The organism is Acidovorax soli, from assembly GCF_014207955.1.
Classification (GTDB): domain Bacteria; phylum Pseudomonadota; class Gammaproteobacteria; order Burkholderiales; family Burkholderiaceae_C; genus Acidovorax; species Acidovorax soli_A.
Genome location: NZ_JACHLK010000005.1, coordinates 373,694 through 392,171, shown reverse-complemented (window position 1 = coordinate 392,171; position 18,478 = coordinate 373,694). Strand labels below are relative to the sequence as shown.

Annotated in this window: 17 protein-coding genes; 7 read left to right on the top strand and 10 right to left on the bottom strand. The window is 68.6% G+C overall.

Going from position 1 to position 18,478, the window contains the following annotated elements:
- The first annotated feature begins 248 nt into the window (after positions 1-248).
- From HNP48_RS15805 to HNP48_RS15795, 3 genes are all read left to right on the top strand, one after another.
- Positions 249-749: a sigma-70 family RNA polymerase sigma factor gene (locus HNP48_RS15805; RefSeq protein WP_184858591.1), complete on the top strand. Its 501-nt coding sequence runs from the start codon at positions 249-251 to the stop codon at positions 747-749.
- Positions 746-1,759: a FecR domain-containing protein gene (locus HNP48_RS15800; protein ID WP_184858589.1), complete on the top strand. Its 1,014-nt coding sequence runs from the start codon at positions 746-748 to the stop codon at positions 1,757-1,759. Before HNP48_RS15805 ends, HNP48_RS15800 begins: the two co-directional genes overlap by 4 nt.
- Positions 1,760-1,864: 105 nt before the next feature.
- A complete protein-coding gene (locus tag HNP48_RS15795; protein WP_184858587.1) occupies positions 1,865-4,372 on the top strand; it encodes a TonB-dependent siderophore receptor in 2,508 nt (835 codons plus the stop codon).
- 191 nt (positions 4,373-4,563) lie between these two features.
- Here HNP48_RS15795 and HNP48_RS15790 read toward each other — a convergent pair whose 3' ends face one another.
- From HNP48_RS15790 to HNP48_RS15780, 3 genes are all read right to left on the bottom strand, one after another.
- On the bottom strand, positions 4,564-5,544 hold the full coding sequence (locus tag HNP48_RS15790) for a tripartite tricarboxylate transporter substrate binding protein (RefSeq protein ID WP_184858585.1): 981 nt from the start codon (positions 5,542-5,544) through the stop codon (positions 4,564-4,566).
- Between the two features lie 80 nt (positions 5,545-5,624).
- Positions 5,625-6,845: a CaiB/BaiF CoA-transferase family protein gene (locus HNP48_RS15785; RefSeq protein WP_184858583.1), complete on the bottom strand. Its 1,221-nt coding sequence runs from the start codon at positions 6,843-6,845 to the stop codon at positions 5,625-5,627.
- 20 nt (positions 6,846-6,865) lie between these two features.
- A complete protein-coding gene (locus HNP48_RS15780) occupies positions 6,866-7,789 on the bottom strand; it encodes a hydroxymethylglutaryl-CoA lyase (protein ID WP_184858581.1) in 924 nt (307 codons plus the stop codon).
- A 111-nt stretch (positions 7,790-7,900) separates the two neighbouring features.
- On the opposite strand from HNP48_RS15780, the gene HNP48_RS15775 reads away from it, so the two are divergent.
- The gene (locus HNP48_RS15775; protein WP_184858579.1) at positions 7,901-8,797 is read left to right on the top strand and encodes a LysR family transcriptional regulator; all 897 of its coding nucleotides are present in this window, start codon (positions 7,901-7,903) and stop codon (positions 8,795-8,797) included.
- On the opposite strand, the gene HNP48_RS15770 is transcribed toward HNP48_RS15775, so the two are convergent.
- Positions 8,794-9,660, bottom strand: coding sequence for a class I SAM-dependent methyltransferase (locus tag HNP48_RS15770; protein WP_184858577.1), 867 nt, complete (start codon positions 9,658-9,660; stop codon positions 8,794-8,796). The two genes, HNP48_RS15775 and HNP48_RS15770, sit on opposite strands and share 4 nt — an antisense overlap.
- A gap of 243 nt (positions 9,661-9,903) precedes the next feature.
- Here HNP48_RS15770 and HNP48_RS15765 point away from each other — a divergent pair, with 243 nt between their 5' ends.
- The gene (locus HNP48_RS15765) at positions 9,904-10,218 is read left to right on the top strand and encodes a helix-turn-helix domain-containing protein (RefSeq protein ID WP_184858575.1); all 315 of its coding nucleotides are present in this window, start codon (positions 9,904-9,906) and stop codon (positions 10,216-10,218) included.
- A 69-nt stretch (positions 10,219-10,287) separates the two neighbouring features.
- Positions 10,288-10,647 carry an FKBP-type peptidyl-prolyl cis-trans isomerase gene (locus HNP48_RS15760; RefSeq protein ID WP_184858573.1) on the top strand — a complete coding sequence of 120 codons (360 nt, stop codon included), beginning with the start codon at positions 10,288-10,290 and terminating at the stop codon, positions 10,645-10,647.
- Between the two features lie 64 nt (positions 10,648-10,711).
- On the opposite strand, the gene HNP48_RS15755 is transcribed toward HNP48_RS15760, so the two are convergent.
- The 4 genes from HNP48_RS15755 to ppsA form a co-directional block, all read right to left on the bottom strand.
- Positions 10,712-11,254: a hypothetical protein gene (locus tag HNP48_RS15755; protein ID WP_184858571.1), complete on the bottom strand. Its 543-nt coding sequence runs from the start codon at positions 11,252-11,254 to the stop codon at positions 10,712-10,714.
- Positions 11,255-11,426: 172 nt separating this feature from the next.
- The gene (locus HNP48_RS15750) at positions 11,427-13,547 is read right to left on the bottom strand and encodes a VC_2705 family sodium/solute symporter (protein ID WP_184858569.1); all 2,121 of its coding nucleotides are present in this window, start codon (positions 13,545-13,547) and stop codon (positions 11,427-11,429) included.
- A gap of 4 nt (positions 13,548-13,551) precedes the next feature.
- On the bottom strand, positions 13,552-13,908 hold the full coding sequence (locus HNP48_RS15745; RefSeq protein ID WP_184858567.1) for a DUF4212 domain-containing protein: 357 nt from the start codon (positions 13,906-13,908) through the stop codon (positions 13,552-13,554).
- Between the two features lie 46 nt (positions 13,909-13,954).
- Positions 13,955-16,348, bottom strand: coding sequence for a phosphoenolpyruvate synthase (gene ppsA, locus HNP48_RS15740; protein ID WP_184858565.1), 2,394 nt, complete (start codon positions 16,346-16,348; stop codon positions 13,955-13,957).
- A 220-nt stretch (positions 16,349-16,568) separates the two neighbouring features.
- On the opposite strand from ppsA, the gene HNP48_RS15735 reads away from it, so the two are divergent.
- Complete coding sequence (locus HNP48_RS15735; protein WP_184858563.1) at positions 16,569-17,390, top strand: pyruvate, water dikinase regulatory protein; 822 nt, start codon at positions 16,569-16,571, stop codon at positions 17,388-17,390.
- On the opposite strand, the gene HNP48_RS15730 is transcribed toward HNP48_RS15735, so the two are convergent.
- Positions 17,387-17,953, bottom strand: coding sequence for a DUF4303 domain-containing protein (locus HNP48_RS15730; RefSeq protein WP_184858561.1), 567 nt, complete (start codon positions 17,951-17,953; stop codon positions 17,387-17,389). The two genes, HNP48_RS15735 and HNP48_RS15730, sit on opposite strands and share 4 nt — an antisense overlap.
- Before the next feature lie 101 nt (positions 17,954-18,054).
- On the bottom strand, positions 18,055-18,444 hold the full coding sequence (locus HNP48_RS15725; RefSeq protein ID WP_184858559.1) for a hypothetical protein: 390 nt from the start codon (positions 18,442-18,444) through the stop codon (positions 18,055-18,057).
- Positions 18,445-18,478 lie beyond the last annotated feature (34 nt).

Genomic DNA, 18,478 nt, shown 5'->3' with positions numbered 1-18,478 from the left:
TGCCTGGTGATTGACCTGGCCAGCACGAACGCCGTCTAATGAAAAGTGTTCACCATGTCTCCGCACAGGTGTTCACCATGTCCCCGGTCTGTACACCTTGGGAACACTGGGGGAACCTCGGGTTGGCAGGGCTGCCGCCCCCTCCGAAAAGTCGTTGCGGCAGGAGTGTTGATAAGAATGGTTATCATTACCATGCTTTGCCTTCGACCCGCCCTGCGCAGCCCTCCCCTTCGCCGCGGCCTCCTCCCATGTCCCTTCCACACGCGCTGACCGATCTCTACGTACAGCACCACAGCTGGCTGCGCGGCTGGCTGCAGCGCCGGCTCGGCCATGCGGGGGATGCGGCCGACTTTGCCCAGGACACCTACCTGCGCGTGATCGAGTCGCGCACGGCCCTGGCCGAGATCCGCGAGCCGCGCGCCTTCCTGACCACCGTGGCCAAGCGCGTGGTGGCCAACCACCTGCGCCACCGCGAGATCGAACGCGCGTACCTGGAGACGCTGGCGCACATGCCCGAGCCCCTGGCCCCCTCGCCCGAGGACCGCGCCATCGTGCTGGAGGCACTTCTGGAGATCGATGCCATCCTCGATGGCCTGCCGCCCAAGGTGCGCACCGCCTTCCTCTGGGCGCAGCTCGACGGCATGCCCTATGCCGAGATCGCCGAGCGCATGGGCGTCTCGCTCAGCTCGGTCAAGCAGTACATGGCGCGCGCCATACGGCATTGCTATTTCCCAGGTGGGGCTGCATGAGCGCCCACCCTCCATCCCGCACAGACACCCCGCTGCCCGCCCCGGTGGTGGACGCCGCCGTGGAATGGCTGGTGCACCTGTGGTCCGGCACCGCCACGGTCGAAAGCCGCGGTGAATGGCAGCGCTGGCGCGCCGCCCATCCGGAGCACGAACGGGCCTGGCAGCACATCGAAGCCACCAACACGCGCCTGCGCGAACACACCGCTGCGGGCCGGCTCACGGCCGCCACCGCCGTGACCTCGCTGGCCAGCCCCGCATCGCCACGCCGCCGCCATGCGCTGCGCGGCATCGCCGGCCTGGCCGCCGGGGGCGCCGCTGCGTGGCTGGGGTACGAGCAACTGCCCTGGCGCGGCTGGGGCGCCGACCTGCGCACGGCCCGGGGCGAGCAGCGCAGCAGCACCCTGCCCGATGGCACACGCATCGTGCTCGACACCGCCAGCGCGCTGGACGTGCGCTACACCGACGGTCTGCGCCGCCTGCACCTGCGCGAGGGCGAGGTATTCATCAGCACCGCGCACGACAGCGCAGCCGCCGCGCCCCGCCCCTTTGTGGTGGACACCCCGGCCGGTCGTATCCGCGCGCTGGGCACCCGCTTCACCGTGCGCCACGAAGGCGGTGCCAGCGAAGTCGCCGTGTACGAGGGCGCGGTGGAGCTGAGCCCCGTGGACAGGCCGGACGCCACCGTGCGCGTCGATGCCGGCCAGTCGGCCCGGCTCACACCGGTCGCAGCGACGGCGCCCCACGCAGGCGCTGCCGAGCCACCGGCCTGGTCCGAAGGCGTGCTGGTGGCCTCCAACATGCGCCTGGCGGACTTCGTGGCCGAACTGCGGCGCTACCGCAGCGGGGTGATCACGCTGTCGCCCGAGGTGGCGCACCTGCGCCTGTCGGGCGTGTTCCCGCTGGCGGACACGGACCGCATCCTGCAGGCCGTGGCCCAGGTGCTGCCGGTGCACGTGCGCATCCCCGTGCGCTACTGGGTGCGCATAGGCCCTGTGAGCGAGCACGGCTGAAGAATCTTCGATTTTTTGCTGGCGGGTCTGTACCTTTTGCGCGCTCGCGTGACAAGGAAGGGAAACCTGTTCTTTCCTCCTCCTTCACCCCCTCTACCGACCACCATGTCCACCGCTTCCCGGCGCCTCGCATCCACCACCCGCCTCCCGGCACCCCGCTTCGCCTTGCGCCCCACCGCCGCGTTCACCGCTGCACTGGCCAGCGCGCTCTTTGCCGGGCTGGGTGCCACCGCCAGCCTGCCCGCGCAGGCCCAGGCCACCCAGGCGAGCCGCGCCACCGCCTACCGCATCCCCGCCGGCCCGCTGGAGCCCGCGCTCACCGCCTTCGCCAAAGCCTCGGGCGTGCTGCTGGCCTACACCCCCGATCTGGTGCAAGGCCGCAGCAGCCCGGGCCTGCAGGGCAGCCACACGCCGCCCCAGGCGCTGGCGGCACTGCTTGCCGGTACGGGCCTCGCAGCCGTGGTGGCGGAGAACGGCACCTACACCCTGCGGCGCGCACCGGCCCCGGCTGCGGGCACGCCCGCACCAGGCCCCGCCGCGGGCAGTGTCTCCCTGGGAGAGGTACGCGTCACCGCGCAGGCCCAGCCCAACGACGGCACCACCGAAGGCACGGGCAGCTACACCGCAGCCGGCCCCAGCGGCGCGGCGACCGGCCTGAACCTGAGCCTGCGCGAAACGCCACAGTCCCTCACCATCATGTCGCGCCAGCGCATGGACGACTTCCATGTGGAGACGCTGAGCGATGCGCTCGAACAGACGCCCGGCGTGACCGTGAGCCGCCAGAGCGACATGACCACCTTCAACGTGCGCGGCTCCAGCGTCAACCTGAAGATCGACGGCAACCGCCTGCTGTCCAGCGGCTGGGGCTGGAACAGCCACATCATGTATTCGCTCGACGACCTGGCGGAGATCGACCGCATCGAGGTGCTCAAGGGATCCTCGGGCCTGGTCAACGGCGACGGCGACTACGGCGGTACGGTGAACCTGGTGCGCAAGCGCCCCACGCGCGAGTTCCAGGCCAGTGCCCAGGCCGGCGTGGGCAGCTGGAACAGCTACCGGGGCGATGCCGACATCAGCGGCCCGCTGAATGCCGCCGGGACGCTGCGCGGCCGCCTCGTCGTCGCCGCCAAGGATGCCGACGCGTTTCGCGACCGGCAGCACAGCCGCAACACCACGCTGTACGGCACCGTGGAAGCCGACCTGGCCCCGGACACCGTGCTCGGCGCCGGCCTGACCTACAAGCAGCGCAGCCTGCAAGGGGCCACCGGCACCACGCCGATCCAGGCCTTCTCGGGCGACGGCGTCGCGGTGCCGCGCATGCCGCGCTCGTTCCGCATCGGTGCCACCTGGGCCGGCTACGACCAGGAATCCCTGGGCCTGTTCGCACGGCTGGAGCACCGCTTCACCGGCGGCTGGACGGCCAGACTCCAGGTGGCGCGCGACACCGTGGAAACCCCCGACATGCGCATCGGCTACCTGCGCTACGCCCTGCCCGGCCAGCTCCAGTACAACCGTTACACGGACATCGACGACCGCAACGACAGCATCAGCCTGGACGTGCAGGGCCCGTTCCAGTTGCTCGGCCGCACGCACGACCTGCTGCTGGGGGCGGGCAGCACACGCGCCCGCACCACGCTGCTGCGCGGCAGCGGCGGGAGCGCGACGCTGGCAGCCGCCGGCATCAGCTATGCGGGCGGCGGTGGCGCCATTGCCGAGCCCGACTGGAGCCGCATGGCCTACTCCAACGACCTGTTCAGCCGCAAGAACCGCTATGCCTACGCCGCCGGCCGCTTCCACCTGGCCGACCCGGTCAAGCTGATCGCGGGTGCACGCATGAGCGACTACGACCAGAAGGACGTGACCGACATCGGCTGGTACAACTACCGCATGCGCGAGCGCGGCGTGGTCACGCCCTATGCGGGGCTGGTGGTGGACGTGGCCCCGGACATCTCGGTCTACGGCAGCTATGCCAGCATCTTCCAGCCGCAAAGCGCCAAGGACGCGGCCGAGCGCACCCTGCCGCCCGAAGAGGGAACGACCTACGAGATCGGCGCCAAGGGCGAGTTCTTCCACAAGCGCCTGAACGCCAGCATCGCCTACTTCTGGATGCGTACCGAGAACACGGCCGAGGAAGTGGGCCTGAACGCCAACGGCGACAGCATCTACCGGGCCGTCAACAGCGCCACGCGCCGCGGCTATGAGCTGGAGCTCTCGGGCGAGTTGGCCCGTGGCTGGCAGGCACAGGGCAGCTATGTCATGAACAGCAGCAACCTGGGCAGCGCCAGCACCACACCCCGGCACCAGTTCAAGCTGGGCACCACCTACCGCATTGCCAGCGGCGCGGCCCAGGGCCTCACGGTGGGCGCCTCCACGCGCTGGCAAAGCGCCATCTCCACCAGCCGCGGCACGGCCGTGCTGGGCCAGAACGCCTACTGGCTGCTGGACCTGATGGCACGCTACGAGATCAACCGCCAGCTCAGCCTCACGGCCAACATCCACAACGTGCTGGACAAGCAGTACTTCTCGGGCGTGACCAACTTCGCCGCGCAAGGCCTGTTCTACACCTGGGGCGCGCCGCGCAGCTTCAACCTCAATATGCGCTACACGTTTTGAGAGGCACCCCCTGAGTCGCTTCGCGCCTTCACCCCTCTCTCGACTCGCTGCGCGAGTCGGGAGGGGGACGCCCCCAGTGCGGCGGGGCGGCCCTTGCACGGGGGCACTGGCCTTGGCTCCGCCAGTTTCATGCGCCTCGGGTAGCGCGTAGCGCGGTAAAAGCCGATATTGCACCTCGCACGACAGGCATCTCAATCCATCGTCACATGCGCGTTCTTCACCACCTGGGCCATGCGCGCCAGTTCACTGCGCATGAAGGCCGTGGAGGCCTCGGGCGCGCTGAGCTTGATCTCGTAGCCCTGGGCGATCAGTGCGTCGCGCGCCTCGGGCATGGCCAGGGCATTCTTGAAGCCGGCATGCAGGCGCGCCACTTCGGCCTTGGGGATGCCGGCGGGCGCGACGGCGGCGATCCATCCGTCGAGCTCGTAGCGCGGCAGGCCCTGCTCGGCGATGGTGGGTACGTCGGGCAGCGAGGGCACGCGGGCGGCCGTGCTCACGCCCAGGGCGCGCAGGGTGCCGGCCTTGATGTGCGCGGCGGCCGGTGCCACTGCCACCACACCGAGCTGCACCTGCCCGCCCAGAATGTCGTTCATCAGCGGGCCCATGCCCTTGTAGGGGATGTGCTTGATATCGAGCTGCGCCTGCTCCACGAACATGGCCGCGCCCAGGTGCAGGATGGTGCCGTTGCCCGAGGAGCCGTAGTTGAGCACACCCGGTTTTGCCTTGGCCAGCGCGATCAGTTCCTTCACGTTCTTCGCAGGTACCCCCGGGTGGGCCACCAGCACGAAGGGTGTGGCGCCGATGATGGTGATGGGCGTGATGTCCTCGATGGAGTCGAAGGGGATGTTCTTGTAGACACTGGGGTTGACCACATGGTTGTTGGAGACCACGCCGATCACCGAGCCATCCTTGGGCGCACGCACCAGTTGCGTGGTGCCGGTGATGCCGCCCGCCCCGGGCAGGTTCTCGATCACCACCGGCTGGCCCAGCGCCTTGGCCAGGCTGGTGCTGATGGCGCGGATGGCGCCATCGGCCCCCGAGCCGGCCGACAGCGGCAGGATGATGCGCAGCGGCTTGTCGCCGAGCTGGGCCAGTGCAAGGCCGGGGGCTGCGAGGGCGGTGGCGCCCCAGGCCAGTGCGCGGCGGCGGGAGTGCGTGGGTGTCGATGGCATGGTCTTGTCTCCTGAAGGGAAGGACCACCCAGGGCACGCAGACTGCCGCTGCGTTCAGGCCCGGGCGGGAGCGGGAAAAATCAGGCCACGGCGGCATTCTCGTGCAGGGCCTGCACCTGGGCCGGCGTATAGCCCAGGCCGGCCAGCAGCTCGGCCGTGTGCTGGCCCAGTTGCGGCGGGTCCATGCGCACAGGCATGCGCTGGCCATCCATGCGCAGCGGCATGAGGGCCACGCGCGCCGTGCTGCCGGCACGCTCGCCATCGGGCAGCGCGACCTCGGCCAGGCCGCCCGTGGCGTTCAGGTGCGGGTCGTCGAACAGTTGCTCAGGCCGCATGATGGGTGCGAACGGCAGGCCATGGCGCTCAAAGATGGCCGACAACTCCTCGGCCGTGTGCAACGCCAGGCGCTGGCGCAGCTCGGGCAGCAGCGTGGCGCGGGCGCGCACGCGGTCGTTGTTGCTGGCCAGGCCGGCGTCGGCCTTGAGGTCGGCATAACCCATGGCATCGCAGAAGCTGAGCCACTGCGCATCGCTCACCGCGGCCAGGAAGATCTGGCCGCCATCCTTCACGCTGAACACGTCGTACACGGCCCAGGAGGAAATGCGCTCGGGCATGGGCGCGGCGGGCTGGCCCGTGACGGCGTACTGCATCATGTGCTGGCCCACGAGGAAGACATTGTTCTCGAACAGGGCCGAGTCCACCTCCTGCCCGCGGCCGGTGGTGGTGCGCTGCATGAGCGCGGCCATGGCACCGATGGCGCCGAACATGCCGCCCATGATGTCGTTGACGCTGCTGCCCGCGCGCAGCGGGTCGCCCGGGCGCCCGGTCATGTAGGCCAGGCCACCCATCATCTGCACCACCTCGTCCAGAGCCGTGCGGTGCTCGTACGGCCCGGGCAGAAAGCCCGCATGGTTCACATAGACCAGGCGCTCGTTCAGGCGCGACAAAGCCGTGTAGTCGAGCCCATACTTGGCCATCACGCCGGGCTTGAAGTTCTGCGCCACCACGTCGGCCGACGAGGCCAGGCGGATCGCCACTTCCAGCCCCTCGCGTTTGCGCAGGTCGAGCGCAATGCTCTTCTTGTTGCGGTTGAACATGGGGAAAAAGCCGGCGCCCGCACCCAGCAGGTGGCGCGTGCGGTCGCCGTCCACCGGTTCGACCTTGATGACCTCGGCCCCCAGGTCGGCCAGCACCATGCCACAGGTGGGGCCCATGACCATGTGGGTGAACTCGACCACGCGGATGCCGGCCAGGGGCAGCGCTGCAGCAGGGACGGAAGCAGGATTCAAAGGAGCATTCATGGGGCAGGACGATAAACGGTTCAGGCCAGGGCGGGGGCCAGGGTACGCGGCAGCCCGGCCTGCCACAGCGTGCCGTGCAGGGTCTCGCCGACCAGCCAGCCCTGCACCCGCTGGCGCAGGGCCAGCAGCGCAGGCACGTCGAGGCCGGTGGCCACGCCCATGCGCTCCAGCATGAAGGCCAGGTCTTCGGTCGTGACATTGCCGCTGGCGCCCGGCGCGTGCGGGCAGCCGCCGATACCGGCCAGGCAGGCGTCGAAGCGCGTGATACCGGTCTGCCAGGCCGCATAGGCATTGGCCAGCCCCATGCCGCGCGTGTCGTGGAAATGCGCGCAGGCCAGGCGCTCGCCCACCAGGGCGCGGGCTTTCTCGAACAGGCGCTGCACGCCCACCGGGTCGGCATAGCCCACGGTGTCGGCCAGGCTCACGCGGTCGGCGCCGGCATCGAGCAGGGCCTGCATCAGGCGCAGCACCTCGCTCTCGGCGACCTCGCCCTGCAGCGTGCAGCCAAAGGCCGTGCCCACGCCGCCTTCGATCAGGGTGCGCGAGCCCGCGGCATCGCGCGCGGCGCGGATGCGCGCCACCTCGGCCACCACCTCGTCGGGCGTCTTGCGCAGATTGGCCAGGCTGTGGGCATGGCTGGCCGACAGGGGCACCACCATGAGGTGGGCGCCGCTGTCGATCGCGCGCTCAGCCCCCTGGAGGTTGGGCACCAGCACCGAGGCCGTGAGGCCCTGCAGCGTGAGCGCATGGGCCAGCACCTCGACCGTATCGGCCAGTTGGGGCAAGAGGCGCGCCGGCACGAAGGAACCGACCTCGATCTCGCGCTGGCCCGCGGCATAGGCGGCGTTGAGCCATTCGATCTTGTGTGCGGTGGAGACGATGGTGGCGATGCTTTGCAGGCCGTCGCGCAGGCCGACTTCGCGGATGACGGTGGCTGGGGACATGGGGTTCTGGGTGGGGATTCAGGAGATGGCTGGATTCTAGAAATTCCACGACACCATGTGATCTCAATTTTGGAACACTTAAAATTCCCAAACAGAATATCTGGTCACTCCATGCGCCCGCTCGATCTGCAAACCCTCAAGCTCTTCGTGGCCGTGTGCGAGCACCGCAACATCGCGCGCGCGGCCGAGCAGGAGTCCATCGTCGGCTCGGCCGTGAGCAAGCGGCTGGCGCAGCTCGAAGACACGGTGGGCACACCCCTGCTGGTGCGCAAGCGCCACGGCATGGCACCTACCCCTGCGGGCGAGACCCTGCTCGAGCATGCGCGCGCCATGCTGGCCAGCGTGGGCCGCATCGAGCGCGACATGGCGGCGTTTGCCACCGGCATCAAGGGCCATGTGCGCGTGCTGGCCACAGCCTCGGTGATGGCCGAGTCGCTGGCCGAAGACGTGGCCGCCTTCTTGCAGGACCCGGCGCACCGCGACATCCAGGTCAGCATGGAAGAGCGGGTGAGCCCCGACGTGGTGCGCGGCATCCGTGAGGGCAGCGCCTCCATCGGCATCTGCTGGGATGCGGCCGACCTCACGGGTCTTTCCACCTGCAGCTACCGGCACGACCACCTGGCCATCGTGGCCCATGCCAGCCACCCCGTGGCACAGCAGGCAAACGTGCGCTTTGCCGACGTGCTGGAGCACGAATTCGTGAGCATGCCGGCGCTGAGCGCCGTGCAGGTGCTGCTGACCCGGGCCGCCGCCGTGGAGGGCAAGGCCCTGGCGCACCGGGTGCAGGTGTCCAACTTCGACGCGGCACTGCGTGTGGTGCGCGCCAACCTGGCCATCAGCGTGGTGCCGCGCGAAGTGGCTGCGCCGTTTGCCGAGACCGCGCCGGTGCGCATCGTCGACCTGTCCGACCTCTGGGCCGACCGGCGCTTTGCCCTGTGCTGGCGCGGGCCCGACGCCCTCACCCCGGCGGCCCGCCTGCTGGTGGACCACCTGGCGGCGCGTGCCTAGGCGCTTTCCGGCCGGCGTGCCACCAGGGAGTACATCAGCGGCATGCGCGCCATGCCCGGCGGCATGCCCCAGCGCCGGCCGCCCAGGTCCTGCATGCCCTCGAAGGCGCACCAGCCGTTCATGTAGGGATACTCCTCGAGCGCCTCCAGCCGCAGGCCGGCCGCCAGCAGCGCCGCCACCACGCGGCCCAGGCCCCAAGCGAACTCATGGCTGGGGTGGGGGTTGGTGAATGCCTCCGATGCAGAGGCCTGCGGATCCTCCCGCGCATTCTGTGTTTCACCCACATAGTCGCCCACCCCAGCCTCGTGCACCGGGGCGTCGTTGAAGTAGTCGTAGCGGGGCTGCCACTGCGGGTCGAACACCAGGGCCGCGGGGTGGAACTCCACGAACACGAAGCGCCCGCCCGGGCGCAGCGCTGCCGCCACGCCGCGCGCCCAGCGCGCCAGGTCCGACAACCAGCAGAGGGTGCCGTAGGAGCTGAACACGGTGTCGAACGACCCGCCCTGCCCTCCCGCAGCCGCCAGCCCGTCGAAATAGTCGTACACATCCGAGCGCACGAACTCGGCGGCGATGCCGCTGGCGTCCGACAGCGCCCGGGCAAAGGTGATGGCCTCGTCCGAGATGTCCACGCCGGTCACCCGGGCGCCCAACCGGGCGATGCCCAGGCTGTCCTGCCCCGCATTGCACTGCAGGTGCAGCACGGCCTGGCCTTGCAGGTCACCCAGCAGCGCAAGCTCCTCCGGGAACAGCGGCGAGCCCCCGGCCCGGAAAAAGGCGGCCTGGTCGCCCTTGTGGCGGTTGTGGGCACGGGTGGCCGCGTTCCAGGACAGCCGGTTGGCCTCGTGCAAGTGCTTGTATTCCATGAATTCCTCCCAAGGCGGTGCGCCGCCAAGGCCGGAATGCTACCTGCCCCAGCCGGCCGTGGCAGTGCCGCAACACTTCGCAAAAAAGACCCCCAATTCACGGGGTTGGTGCATATCAGTGCTGCATTCAGAGCTATTAAACTTGTAGCAAAATCGTTTCCAAGCTATATTGGCAGCGTCTTGCGGGCAGTGTCCGGCGGGCCGCGACTGCTTTCCACACCCACCGCGCAAGGAGAAGCTTGCATGAGCTCCAAGGAAAATTTCGCCATCAACCAGCTGTTCGAGCGGCTGGAATGCCGCTATGCGCTGCGTGTGCTGTGGGCCCTGCGTGACGGACACCCCCAGACCTTCCGCCTGCTGCAGGACAGCGTGGGCGGCATCACCCCCAACACCCTGAACACCCGCATCAAGGAGCTGCGCGAGGCCGGTCTGGTCGACCACGGCAGCGACGGCTACACCGTGACCCCTTCGGGCACCGACCTGCTCAAGCGCCTGAGCGATGTGCAGGCCTTTGCCACGCGCTGGGTGGCCGGCCGCGTGAAGAAGCCGGTCGCCTAAGTAAAATCAGCCCTTTTCGGGCCGGACCCACCCCGCCCGGCTCCCCCCAACGACTCCCCGAGGATTTCCATGGCACTCACCACCACCGCATCCGGCCTGCAGTACGAAGACACCCAAGTGGGCGACGGCGCAGAAGCCACCAAGGGCCAGAACGTCTCGGTGCACTACACCGGCTGGCTCTACAACAACGGCGAGCAAGGCGCCAAGTTCGACTCCAGCCGCGACCGCAACGACCCCTTCGAGTTCTCGCTGGGCGCCGGCATGGTCATCAAGGGCTGGGACGAAGGCGTGCAAGGCATGAAGATCGGCGGCCAGCGCACGCTGATCATCCCCGCCTCCCTGGGCTACGGCGCGCGCGGTGCGGGCGGCGTGATTCCCCCGAACGCCACGCTCAAGTTCGACGTGGAACTGCTCAAGGTCGGCCGCTGATCGCAGCGGACCCAACAACAAAGCGGCCTGCGGGCCGCTTTTTCATGGCCGGGTGAAACCGGCCTCAGTCGAAGAGGGCTTTGTCGAGCCGGGCGAATTTGGCGTCGCCCACCGCCTCGCGGATCTTGGGCGCCAGCGCCGCCAGGTCGGAGAAGCTGCCCGCGCCCTCCACCGCCAGGTTCAGGCGAAAGCCCCGCAGGCCCAGGCCGGCCGTGAGCTCGGTGGCAATGGGGTAGGCATCCTTGTAACGCTGCTGGTCGGAGCGCCCGCTGCCCTGCACGGCTTCCATGGCCACCGTGGCCTCGAACGAGGTGCTGGACGCCTGGGCCGCCGCTGCGGCCACCACCGCCTGGCCACTGCCCTTGGCGGCTGCTGCGGCCGCCACCGCGGCCCCGGCGCCGCTGCTCGACAGGGGCTCCAGCAGGCCCTGGGCGATCATGGCCTGCACGTCGTCCTGCGTGATGCCCATGGCCGCCGTGGCGGCCAGCACCTCGCCCGTGGAACGCTTGCCATCGAACAGGATGAAGGCCGAACGCTGCCGTGAGGTCAAACCACCGTGGCGGTCCTTGAGCGCCTCCTGCCCCGCCTGTGTTTTGACAAGAACCATGTATCTCCCCCGAAATCTCTGAAACCAGCTACCGTGAACGGCTGCTGTCTTGCAGCCTGTTTACAGGGTGTCACGTTTGCGGCCCGTTGAACAGTCGGGTTTTTCCATGCCCCTTCGCGGGCGCGGCTTATTTGCCGGCCTCACGCAGGGACGCGCCGCGAAGGGAGGGCGCTCAGATTTCGATGCGCACGCGCGGCAACTCGGGCGCGGGCCGCGTGATGCGGCTGACCACCAGCGCCACGAGCAGGCCCACCGGCACCCCGAAGACCCCGGCCGAGATGGGCTGGATGCCGAACCACAGCCCGTCGGCCAGCAGCCAGGCGGGCAGCAGCGCCTTCAGGGCCACCACATGCGAGAGCATGTAGTACACCGCCACGCCCAGGCCCGCAAGCATGCCTGCCACCGCCCCCTGGCGCGTGGTGCCGCGCCAGAAGATCCCGAGCACCATCACCGGCACGAAGGCCGAGGCCGCCAGCGAGAACGAGGCCGAGACCATGGGCAGGATCTCGGCCGGCTTGAGCGCCGCCACAAAGGCCGCCGACAAGGCCACCGCCAGCAGCGCGAACTTGGTGAGGATCACGCGCTGCTCGGGCGAGGCCTGGCGGTCCGAGCCCTGGAAATACAGGTCACGCACCAGCGCATTGCTGATGGTGAGCAAAAGCCCGTCGGCCGTGGACAGCGCTGCCGCCAAGCCGCCGGCCGCCACCAGGCCCGAGACCACATAGGGCAGGCCCCCGAGTTCGGGCGTGGCCAGCATGATGAGGTCGGCCCCAAGCCGGATCTCGGCAAACTGCACGATGCCATCGCCATTGACATCCTCGATGGACAGCAGCGAGGCATCGACCCGCGCCCACTGCGCCATCCAGTTGGGCAGCGCCTCGAAGCTGCTGCCCACCAGGTTGTGCATGACCTCGAACTTCACGAGCACGGCGAGCGCCGGCGCGCTCAGGTACAAGAGGGCAATGAAGAACAGCGACCAGCCCACCGAGGCGCGCGCGCCCGAGACCGTGGGCGAGGTGTAGTAGCGCGTGAGCAGGTGCGGCAGGCCCGCCGTGCCCACCATGAGGCAGAACATCAGCGCCATGAAATTGCGCCGGCTCAGATCGAACTCGCGCTGCTCCTCGGGCGTGCCGTCGGGGTCGCCGGCAAAGGCTTGGCTGTGCTGAGGCAGGCCGCCCAAAGGGCGGGCGCGCTCGTAGTTCTCCTGCATCTCGCGCGTCCAGCGCTCGCGCGCGGCGGCGGGGTCGCGCGGCAGGGCTGCCAGGTCGCGGCTGGCCAGCACGATGAGCCCGACGTCGGCATTCTGCGCGCGCAGGGTGCGGATGCGCTCGCGCCCCTTCTCGCGCTCGCGCTCCAGGGCAGCCTCCACGTCCTTCAGGCGCTCCTCGAACTCCAGCGCGCGCTCGCGGTAGATCTGCACCACCTGGTTCTCGGCGGGCGAATCGAGCAGTTGCGCCTCCAGGTCGGCGATCTTGGTGATCTGCGCGCCGTAGGCCACCGGGGCCAGCGGGCTGCCCAGCTGCTTGTAGGCCAGCCAGGACACGGGGATCAGAAAGGCCAGCAGCAGCACCACGTACTGCGCGACCTGCGTCCAGGTAATGGCGCGCATGCCACCCAGGAAGGAGCACAGCAGCACCCCCCCCAGGCCGAGCATGATGCCGATCTCGAACTGCACGCCCGTCAGGCGCGAGGCGATCAGCCCCACACCGTAGATCTGTGCCACCACGTAGGTGAACGAGCACAGCACGGCCGCCAGCGCCGCGATCACGCGCGGCCAGCGACCGCCGAAGCGCACATGGAAGAAATCGGGCACGGTGTACAGGCCCATGGCGCGCAGGTGCGGCGCGATCAGCATGGCCACGAGGCAAAAGCCCCCCGTCCAGCCCAGCAGGTAGGCCAGGCCGCCGGGCTGGCCCGGCGTGCCGGCAAAGCCCTGCAGGTAGAGCGCGCCCGAGAGGCTGATGAACGAGGCCGCGCTCATCCAGTCGGCTGCGGCGGCCATGCCGTTGTACAGCGGCGGTATGCGCCGCCCGGCAACATAGTATTCCTCAGGGTCGGAGGTGCGGCCATAGACGCCGATGCCGGCGTAGACCATGACGGTGAGAAAGAGAAAGATGGGCCCGATCCAGTGGCGCGACAGGCCCTGGTGCTCGGCCCAGGTCATGAGGGCCAGAAAGCCCAGCACCCCGCAGACATACAGCGCCAGGATGCGGTGCAGGCGCCAGGAATAGGCATTTTCCACGGCGCTCTGGCCGGCTGCGGACGAAGCGCCCCCGGGGCTGCGCTGGCGCATGGTGTCAGGCCGCGTCGGCGGGGGGTTTGGCGCCCGCCAGGGGCTCGGCCTCCAGCGCCAGGCGGCGCTGTTCGTCCTGCCGCTCGAAGCGGTTCATGGCCCAGGCATAGACCACCACGATGCCGATGAACACCAGCACTGCACCCTGGGCCTCGATCCAGTAGCCCAGCGGCCAGCCGCCGGCCATGAGGAACTGCAGGTCGCGCGCGAAATAGGTGGCCACGAAGGACACCAGCACCCAGATCAGCAGCAGCCCGGCCTTGAGCCAGAGGTGGCGCACGTCGTGCAGGTCGGGCGGAAACGGTCCGGCGAGCTCGGGCTCGGCGGACTTCACGGGAGAGCGTGGCAGCAGCAGAGACATGGGGTCAGCCAGGGGGTGGCATCGGTCCAGGTCCCTGCACCCGGCCTCAGCCCGCAGCCAGTTGCTGCCAGGTGGCCATCACGCTGTCAGGGTTCAGCGAGATGGAGGAGATGCCCTCGGCGGCCAGCCACTGCGCAAAATCGGGGTGATCGCTGGGGCCCTGGCCGCAGATGCCGATGTACTTGCCCTGGGCCAGGCAGGCCTTGATGGCCTGGTGGATCAGCGCCAGCACGGCAGGGTCGCGTTCGTCGAAGTCCTGGGCCAGCAGTTCCAGGCCCGAGTCGCGGTCCAGGCCCAGCGAGAGCTGGGTCAGGTCGTTGGAGCCAATGGAGAAGCCGTCGAAGAATTCGAGGAAGCGCTCGGCCAGGATGGCGTTGCTCGGCACCTCGCACATCATGATGACCTTGAGATCGTCCTTGCCGCGCTGCAGGCCGTGCTGGGCCAGCAATTGCGTGACGCGCTCGGCCTGGCCCAGCGTGCGCACGAAGGGCACCATCACCTGCACATTGGTCAGGCCCATGTCGTTGCGCACGCGCTTCAAGGCCTCGCACTCCATGGCGAAGGCTTCGCCGAAGTCGGCACTCAGGTAGCGCGCCGCGCCGCGGAAGCCCAGCATCGGGTTCTCTTCCTCGGGCTCGTAGCGGCTGCCGCCGATGAGCTTTCGGTACTCGTTGCTCTTGAAGTCCGACAGGCGCACGATGACCGGCTTGGGGTAGAAGGCCGCGGCGATGGTGGCCACGCCCTCGGCGACCTTGTCCACGTAGAAGGCGCGCGGGCTGGCATGGCCGCGGGCCACCGATTCCACGGCCTTCTTGAGGTCGGCATCGATCTGCGGGTAGTCCAGGATGGCCTTGGGGTGCACGCCGATGTTGTTGTTGATGATGAACTCCAGCCGCGCCAGGCCCACGCCCTCGTTGGGCAACTGGCAGAAGTCGAAGGCGAGCTGGGGGTTGCCCACGTTCATCATGATCTTGGTCTTGATCGCGGGCATTTCGCCGCGCTGCACCTCGGTGACCTCGGTTTCCAGCAGGCCGTCGTAGATCTGGCCGGTGTCGCCCTCGGCGCAGCTCACGGTGACCAGGGTGCCGTCCTTCAGGCGCTCGGTCGCATCGCCGCAGCCCACCACGGCCGGAATGCCCAGCTCGCGCGCGATGATGGCGGCGTGGCAGGTGCGGCCGCCGCGGTTGGTGACGATGGCGCTGGCGCGCTTCATCACGGGCTCCCAGTTGGGGTCGGTCATGTCGGTCACGAGCACATCGCCGGGCTGGACCTTGTCCATCTCGGAAATGCTGTGCACCAGGCGCACGGGGCCGGTGCCGATCTTCTGGCCGATGGCGCGGCCCTCGGCCAGCACGGTGCCCTGGCCCTTGAGCTTGTAGCGCATCTCGGCCTGGCCCTTGGACTGGCTCTTCACGGTCTCGGGGCGGGCCTGCAGGATGTAGAGCAGGCCGTCGGTGCCGTCCTTGCCCCATTCGATGTCCATGGGGCGGCCATAGTGCTGCTCGATCACCAGCGCGTAGTGCGCCAGCTGCTGCACGTCGGCATCGCTCAGCGAGTAGCGGTTGCGCTGCTCGGTGGGCACATCGGTGGTCTTGACCAGCTTGCCCGACGCGGCCTTTTCCTCGGCCGAGGAGAACACCATCTGCACCAGCTTGCTGCCCAGGTTGCGGCGGATCACGGCCTTCTTGCCGGCCTTGAGCATGGGCTTGTGCACGTAGAACTCGTCGGGGTTCACGGCGCCCTGCACCACGGTCTCGCCCAGGCCGTAGCTGCTGGTGATGAAGACGACTTCCTCGAAGCCCGATTCGGTGTCGATGGTGAACATCACGCCCGCAGCGCCCAGGTCGGAGCGCACCATGCGCTGCACACCGGCCGACAGGGCCACCACGTCGTGGGCGAAGCCCTTGTGCACGCGGTAGGAGATGGCGCGGTCGTTGTACAGGGAGGCGAACACCTCCTTCATCTTGTGCAGCACGTCTTCGATGCCCACCACGTTCAGGAAGGTCTCCTGCTGGCCGGCGAACGAGGCGTCGGGCAGGTCCTCGGCCGTGGCGGACGAGCGCACGGCAAAGCTGGCCTGCGGATTGCCCGCGGACAGGGTGGCGAAGGCATCGCCAATGGCTTTTTGCAGGTCGGCCGGGAAGGGCTGGGCCTCGACCATGGCGCGGATTTCGGCACCCACGCGGGCCAGGGCACGCACGTCCTCCGTGTCCAGGCTGGCCAGCTTGGCGCTGATCTTGTCGGCCAGGCCATCGTGGGCCAGGAACTGGCGGAAGGCATGGGCCGTGGTGGCAAAGCCGGTCGGGACGCGCACGCCCTCGGGCAGTTGGGAGATCATCTCGCCGAGGGAGGCGTTTTTACCGCCCACCGACTCGACGTCGGTCATTCTCAGGTTTTCAAACGGTACGACCAGGGCGGTCGGGCTGAAAAGTGCAGACATGGGAAAGCTCCAGAAGTTGAAACCGGGTCGTCTGCGCGCCCGCCCCTTCCAAGGGGCACCGTGGGGCGAGCGGCCATGCACGGGCGCTTGGGGCTTTGTCGTTGTGGTTGTAGGCCGACGGCGTGCATGGTGGAGAAATTTGGATAATTGACACAATTGTAGGCCTGCCGCGCCCAAAGCAGGTTGACATCGTGTTGACACACCCAAAGGCCCCCCTCCCATGCACACGCGCACCGTATTTTTTGTCTCCGACGGCACCGGCATCACCGCAGAGACTTTTGGCAACGCCATCCTGGCCCAGTTCGAGATGAAGCCGCGCCATGTGCGCCTGCCCTTCATCGACAGCGTGGACAAGGCCCACCAGACCGTGCGGCAGATCAACCACACGGCCGAGATCGAGGGCAAGAAGCCCATCGTCTTCACCACCCTGGTGAACATGGAGGTGCTGCGCGTCATCCAGGAAGGCTGCAAGGGCATGCTGCTCGACATGTTCGGCACCTTCGTGCACCCGCTGGAAGACGAGCTGGGCATCAAGTCGCACCACCGCGTGGGCCGTTTCTCCGACGTGAGCCGCAGCAAGGAGTACACCGACCGCATCGAGGCCATCAACTTCAGCCTGGCGCACGACGACGGCCAGAGCAACCGCGATCTGGTGAACGCCGACGTGATCCTGGTCGGCGTGAGCCGCAGCGGCAAGACCCCCACCAGCCTCTACCTGGCCATGCAGTACGGCATGAAGGCCGCCAACTACCCGCTGATCCCCGAGGATTTCGAGCGCCGCCAGCTGCCGCCCGCGCTGGAGCCGCACCGCAAGAAGATCTTCGGCCTGACCATCCAGCCCGAGCGCCTGTCCGAGATCCGCAACGAGCGCCGGCCCAACTCCAAGTACGCCGATCTGGTCAACTGCCGCAACGAGGTGGCCGACGCCGAGGCCATGATGCGCCGCGCCGGCATCCGCTGGCTGTCGACCACCACCAAGTCGATCGAGGAGATCGCGACGACCATCCTGCAGGAAATCCGGCCTGAGCGCCTGGAGTACTAACCCCAGGTATCGGTCCAGGCCTTGAACCGCGCCGCCACGGCGGGCGGGTTCAGGCGGGCCACCCATTGGTTGAGGACTTCGGCAGGCTCGTCGCCGTCCGACACCGCCACCTGCAGCATCAGCGATTCCCGGGCAAAGGCCGGGTCGTCGCGGCGCAGCCGCTCCAGCACCTGGAGCAGGGTTTCGAGCAGTTGGGTGCGGAACGCGGTGAAGGCCGCATCACCGTCCCCGTCCGGCAGCGCCAGCACATGGTCCGCCACCCGGGTGCACAGCCCGTTGAAGGCGGCGTTGGCGCCCTCGCCCTCCAGGGGCCATTCCGCGGAACTGTAGCGGTAGTAGTCGGCATCGTCCGGGTGGCGCGTGGTGAGCGCTTGCACCTGGCCCTCGGTCACCATGGCCGGGCAGACGGTCATGGCGCCATCGTCGGTGTAGAGCGTGAAGGCGCACACGGGGTCGTGCGGGCCGCAGCGCTCGGAGATCTCGGCCAGGGCGGCGCGGCTGGCCCGGGCAATGCCCTCGGCCAGCGCGGCGAAGTCGAATGCGGAGGAAGAAGAAGCAGGCATGGGTGCATGGTAGGCGAACCCTGCGCCGCACGCACCCCGGCCCCTCCCGCCGGGCTCTGCTTTCCGTGACGGATTGCGCGCCGGCAGGTGTTGGTGCCCGCTTACTTCAGCGCAAAACGCACGTTCGCAGGCTTCTTGCCCGGCAGGGTCACCAGGGCCACGACCTTGGTGCCGGCCGCCACCTTGAACGCACCCTTGGCTTCGAGCTTGCCCTCGCCCGCCGGCACCAGCACCGCTTCGGACTTTTCCGTGCCGTTGAGCAGGGTGAGCTTGGCATTCACGCCCTGCGCGCTGGCCGGCTTGCCGTGGTCGCGCAGGTGCAGGGTGAGCACGTCGGGCCGCGCCACCAGTTCGTAGTCCATGTCGTGGGTGCCGGCCACGATGCCGCCGTGCTGCGGCTTGTGGTCGTCGCCATGGCTGTGGTCGCCGGCCGCGAAGGCGGCGCCCGAAACGGCCAGCGCCAGCGCGGCCAGGAGGTACTTGCTTGTCATGGATGTCCTTTCAGAGGGTTGTGGAACACAGGGA

Coding starts and splice junctions, on each gene's coding strand:
- HNP48_RS15760 (WP_184858573.1), top strand. CDS start 10,288: ATGGCACTCACCACCACCGCATCCGGCCTGCAGTACGAAGACACCCAA.
- HNP48_RS15795 (WP_184858587.1), top strand. CDS start 1,865: ATGTCCACCGCTTCCCGGCGCCTCGCATCCACCACCCGCCTCCCGGCA.
- HNP48_RS15800 (WP_184858589.1), top strand. CDS start 746: ATGAGCGCCCACCCTCCATCCCGCACAGACACCCCGCTGCCCGCCCCG.
- HNP48_RS15790 (WP_184858585.1), bottom strand. CDS start 5,544: ATGCCATCGACACCCACGCACTCCCGCCGCCGCGCACTGGCCTGGGGC.
- HNP48_RS15780 (WP_184858581.1), bottom strand. CDS start 7,789: ATGTCCCCAGCCACCGTCATCCGCGAAGTCGGCCTGCGCGACGGCCTG.
- HNP48_RS15765 (WP_184858575.1), top strand. CDS start 9,904: ATGAGCTCCAAGGAAAATTTCGCCATCAACCAGCTGTTCGAGCGGCTG.
- HNP48_RS15750 (WP_184858569.1), bottom strand. CDS start 13,547: ATGCGCCAGCGCAGCCCCGGGGGCGCTTCGTCCGCAGCCGGCCAGAGC.
- HNP48_RS15730 (WP_184858561.1), bottom strand. CDS start 17,953: ATGCCTGCTTCTTCTTCCTCCGCATTCGACTTCGCCGCGCTGGCCGAG.
- ppsA (WP_184858565.1), bottom strand. CDS start 16,348: ATGTCTGCACTTTTCAGCCCGACCGCCCTGGTCGTACCGTTTGAAAAC.
- HNP48_RS15755 (WP_184858571.1), bottom strand. CDS start 11,254: ATGGTTCTTGTCAAAACACAGGCGGGGCAGGAGGCGCTCAAGGACCGC.
- HNP48_RS15785 (WP_184858583.1), bottom strand. CDS start 6,845: ATGAATGCTCCTTTGAATCCTGCTTCCGTCCCTGCTGCAGCGCTGCCC.
- HNP48_RS15805 (WP_184858591.1), top strand. CDS start 249: ATGTCCCTTCCACACGCGCTGACCGATCTCTACGTACAGCACCACAGC.
- HNP48_RS15775 (WP_184858579.1), top strand. CDS start 7,901: ATGCGCCCGCTCGATCTGCAAACCCTCAAGCTCTTCGTGGCCGTGTGC.
- HNP48_RS15735 (WP_184858563.1), top strand. CDS start 16,569: ATGCACACGCGCACCGTATTTTTTGTCTCCGACGGCACCGGCATCACC.
- HNP48_RS15745 (WP_184858567.1), bottom strand. CDS start 13,908: ATGTCTCTGCTGCTGCCACGCTCTCCCGTGAAGTCCGCCGAGCCCGAG.
- HNP48_RS15725 (WP_184858559.1), bottom strand. CDS start 18,444: ATGACAAGCAAGTACCTCCTGGCCGCGCTGGCGCTGGCCGTTTCGGGC.
- HNP48_RS15770 (WP_184858577.1), bottom strand. CDS start 9,660: ATGGAATACAAGCACTTGCACGAGGCCAACCGGCTGTCCTGGAACGCG.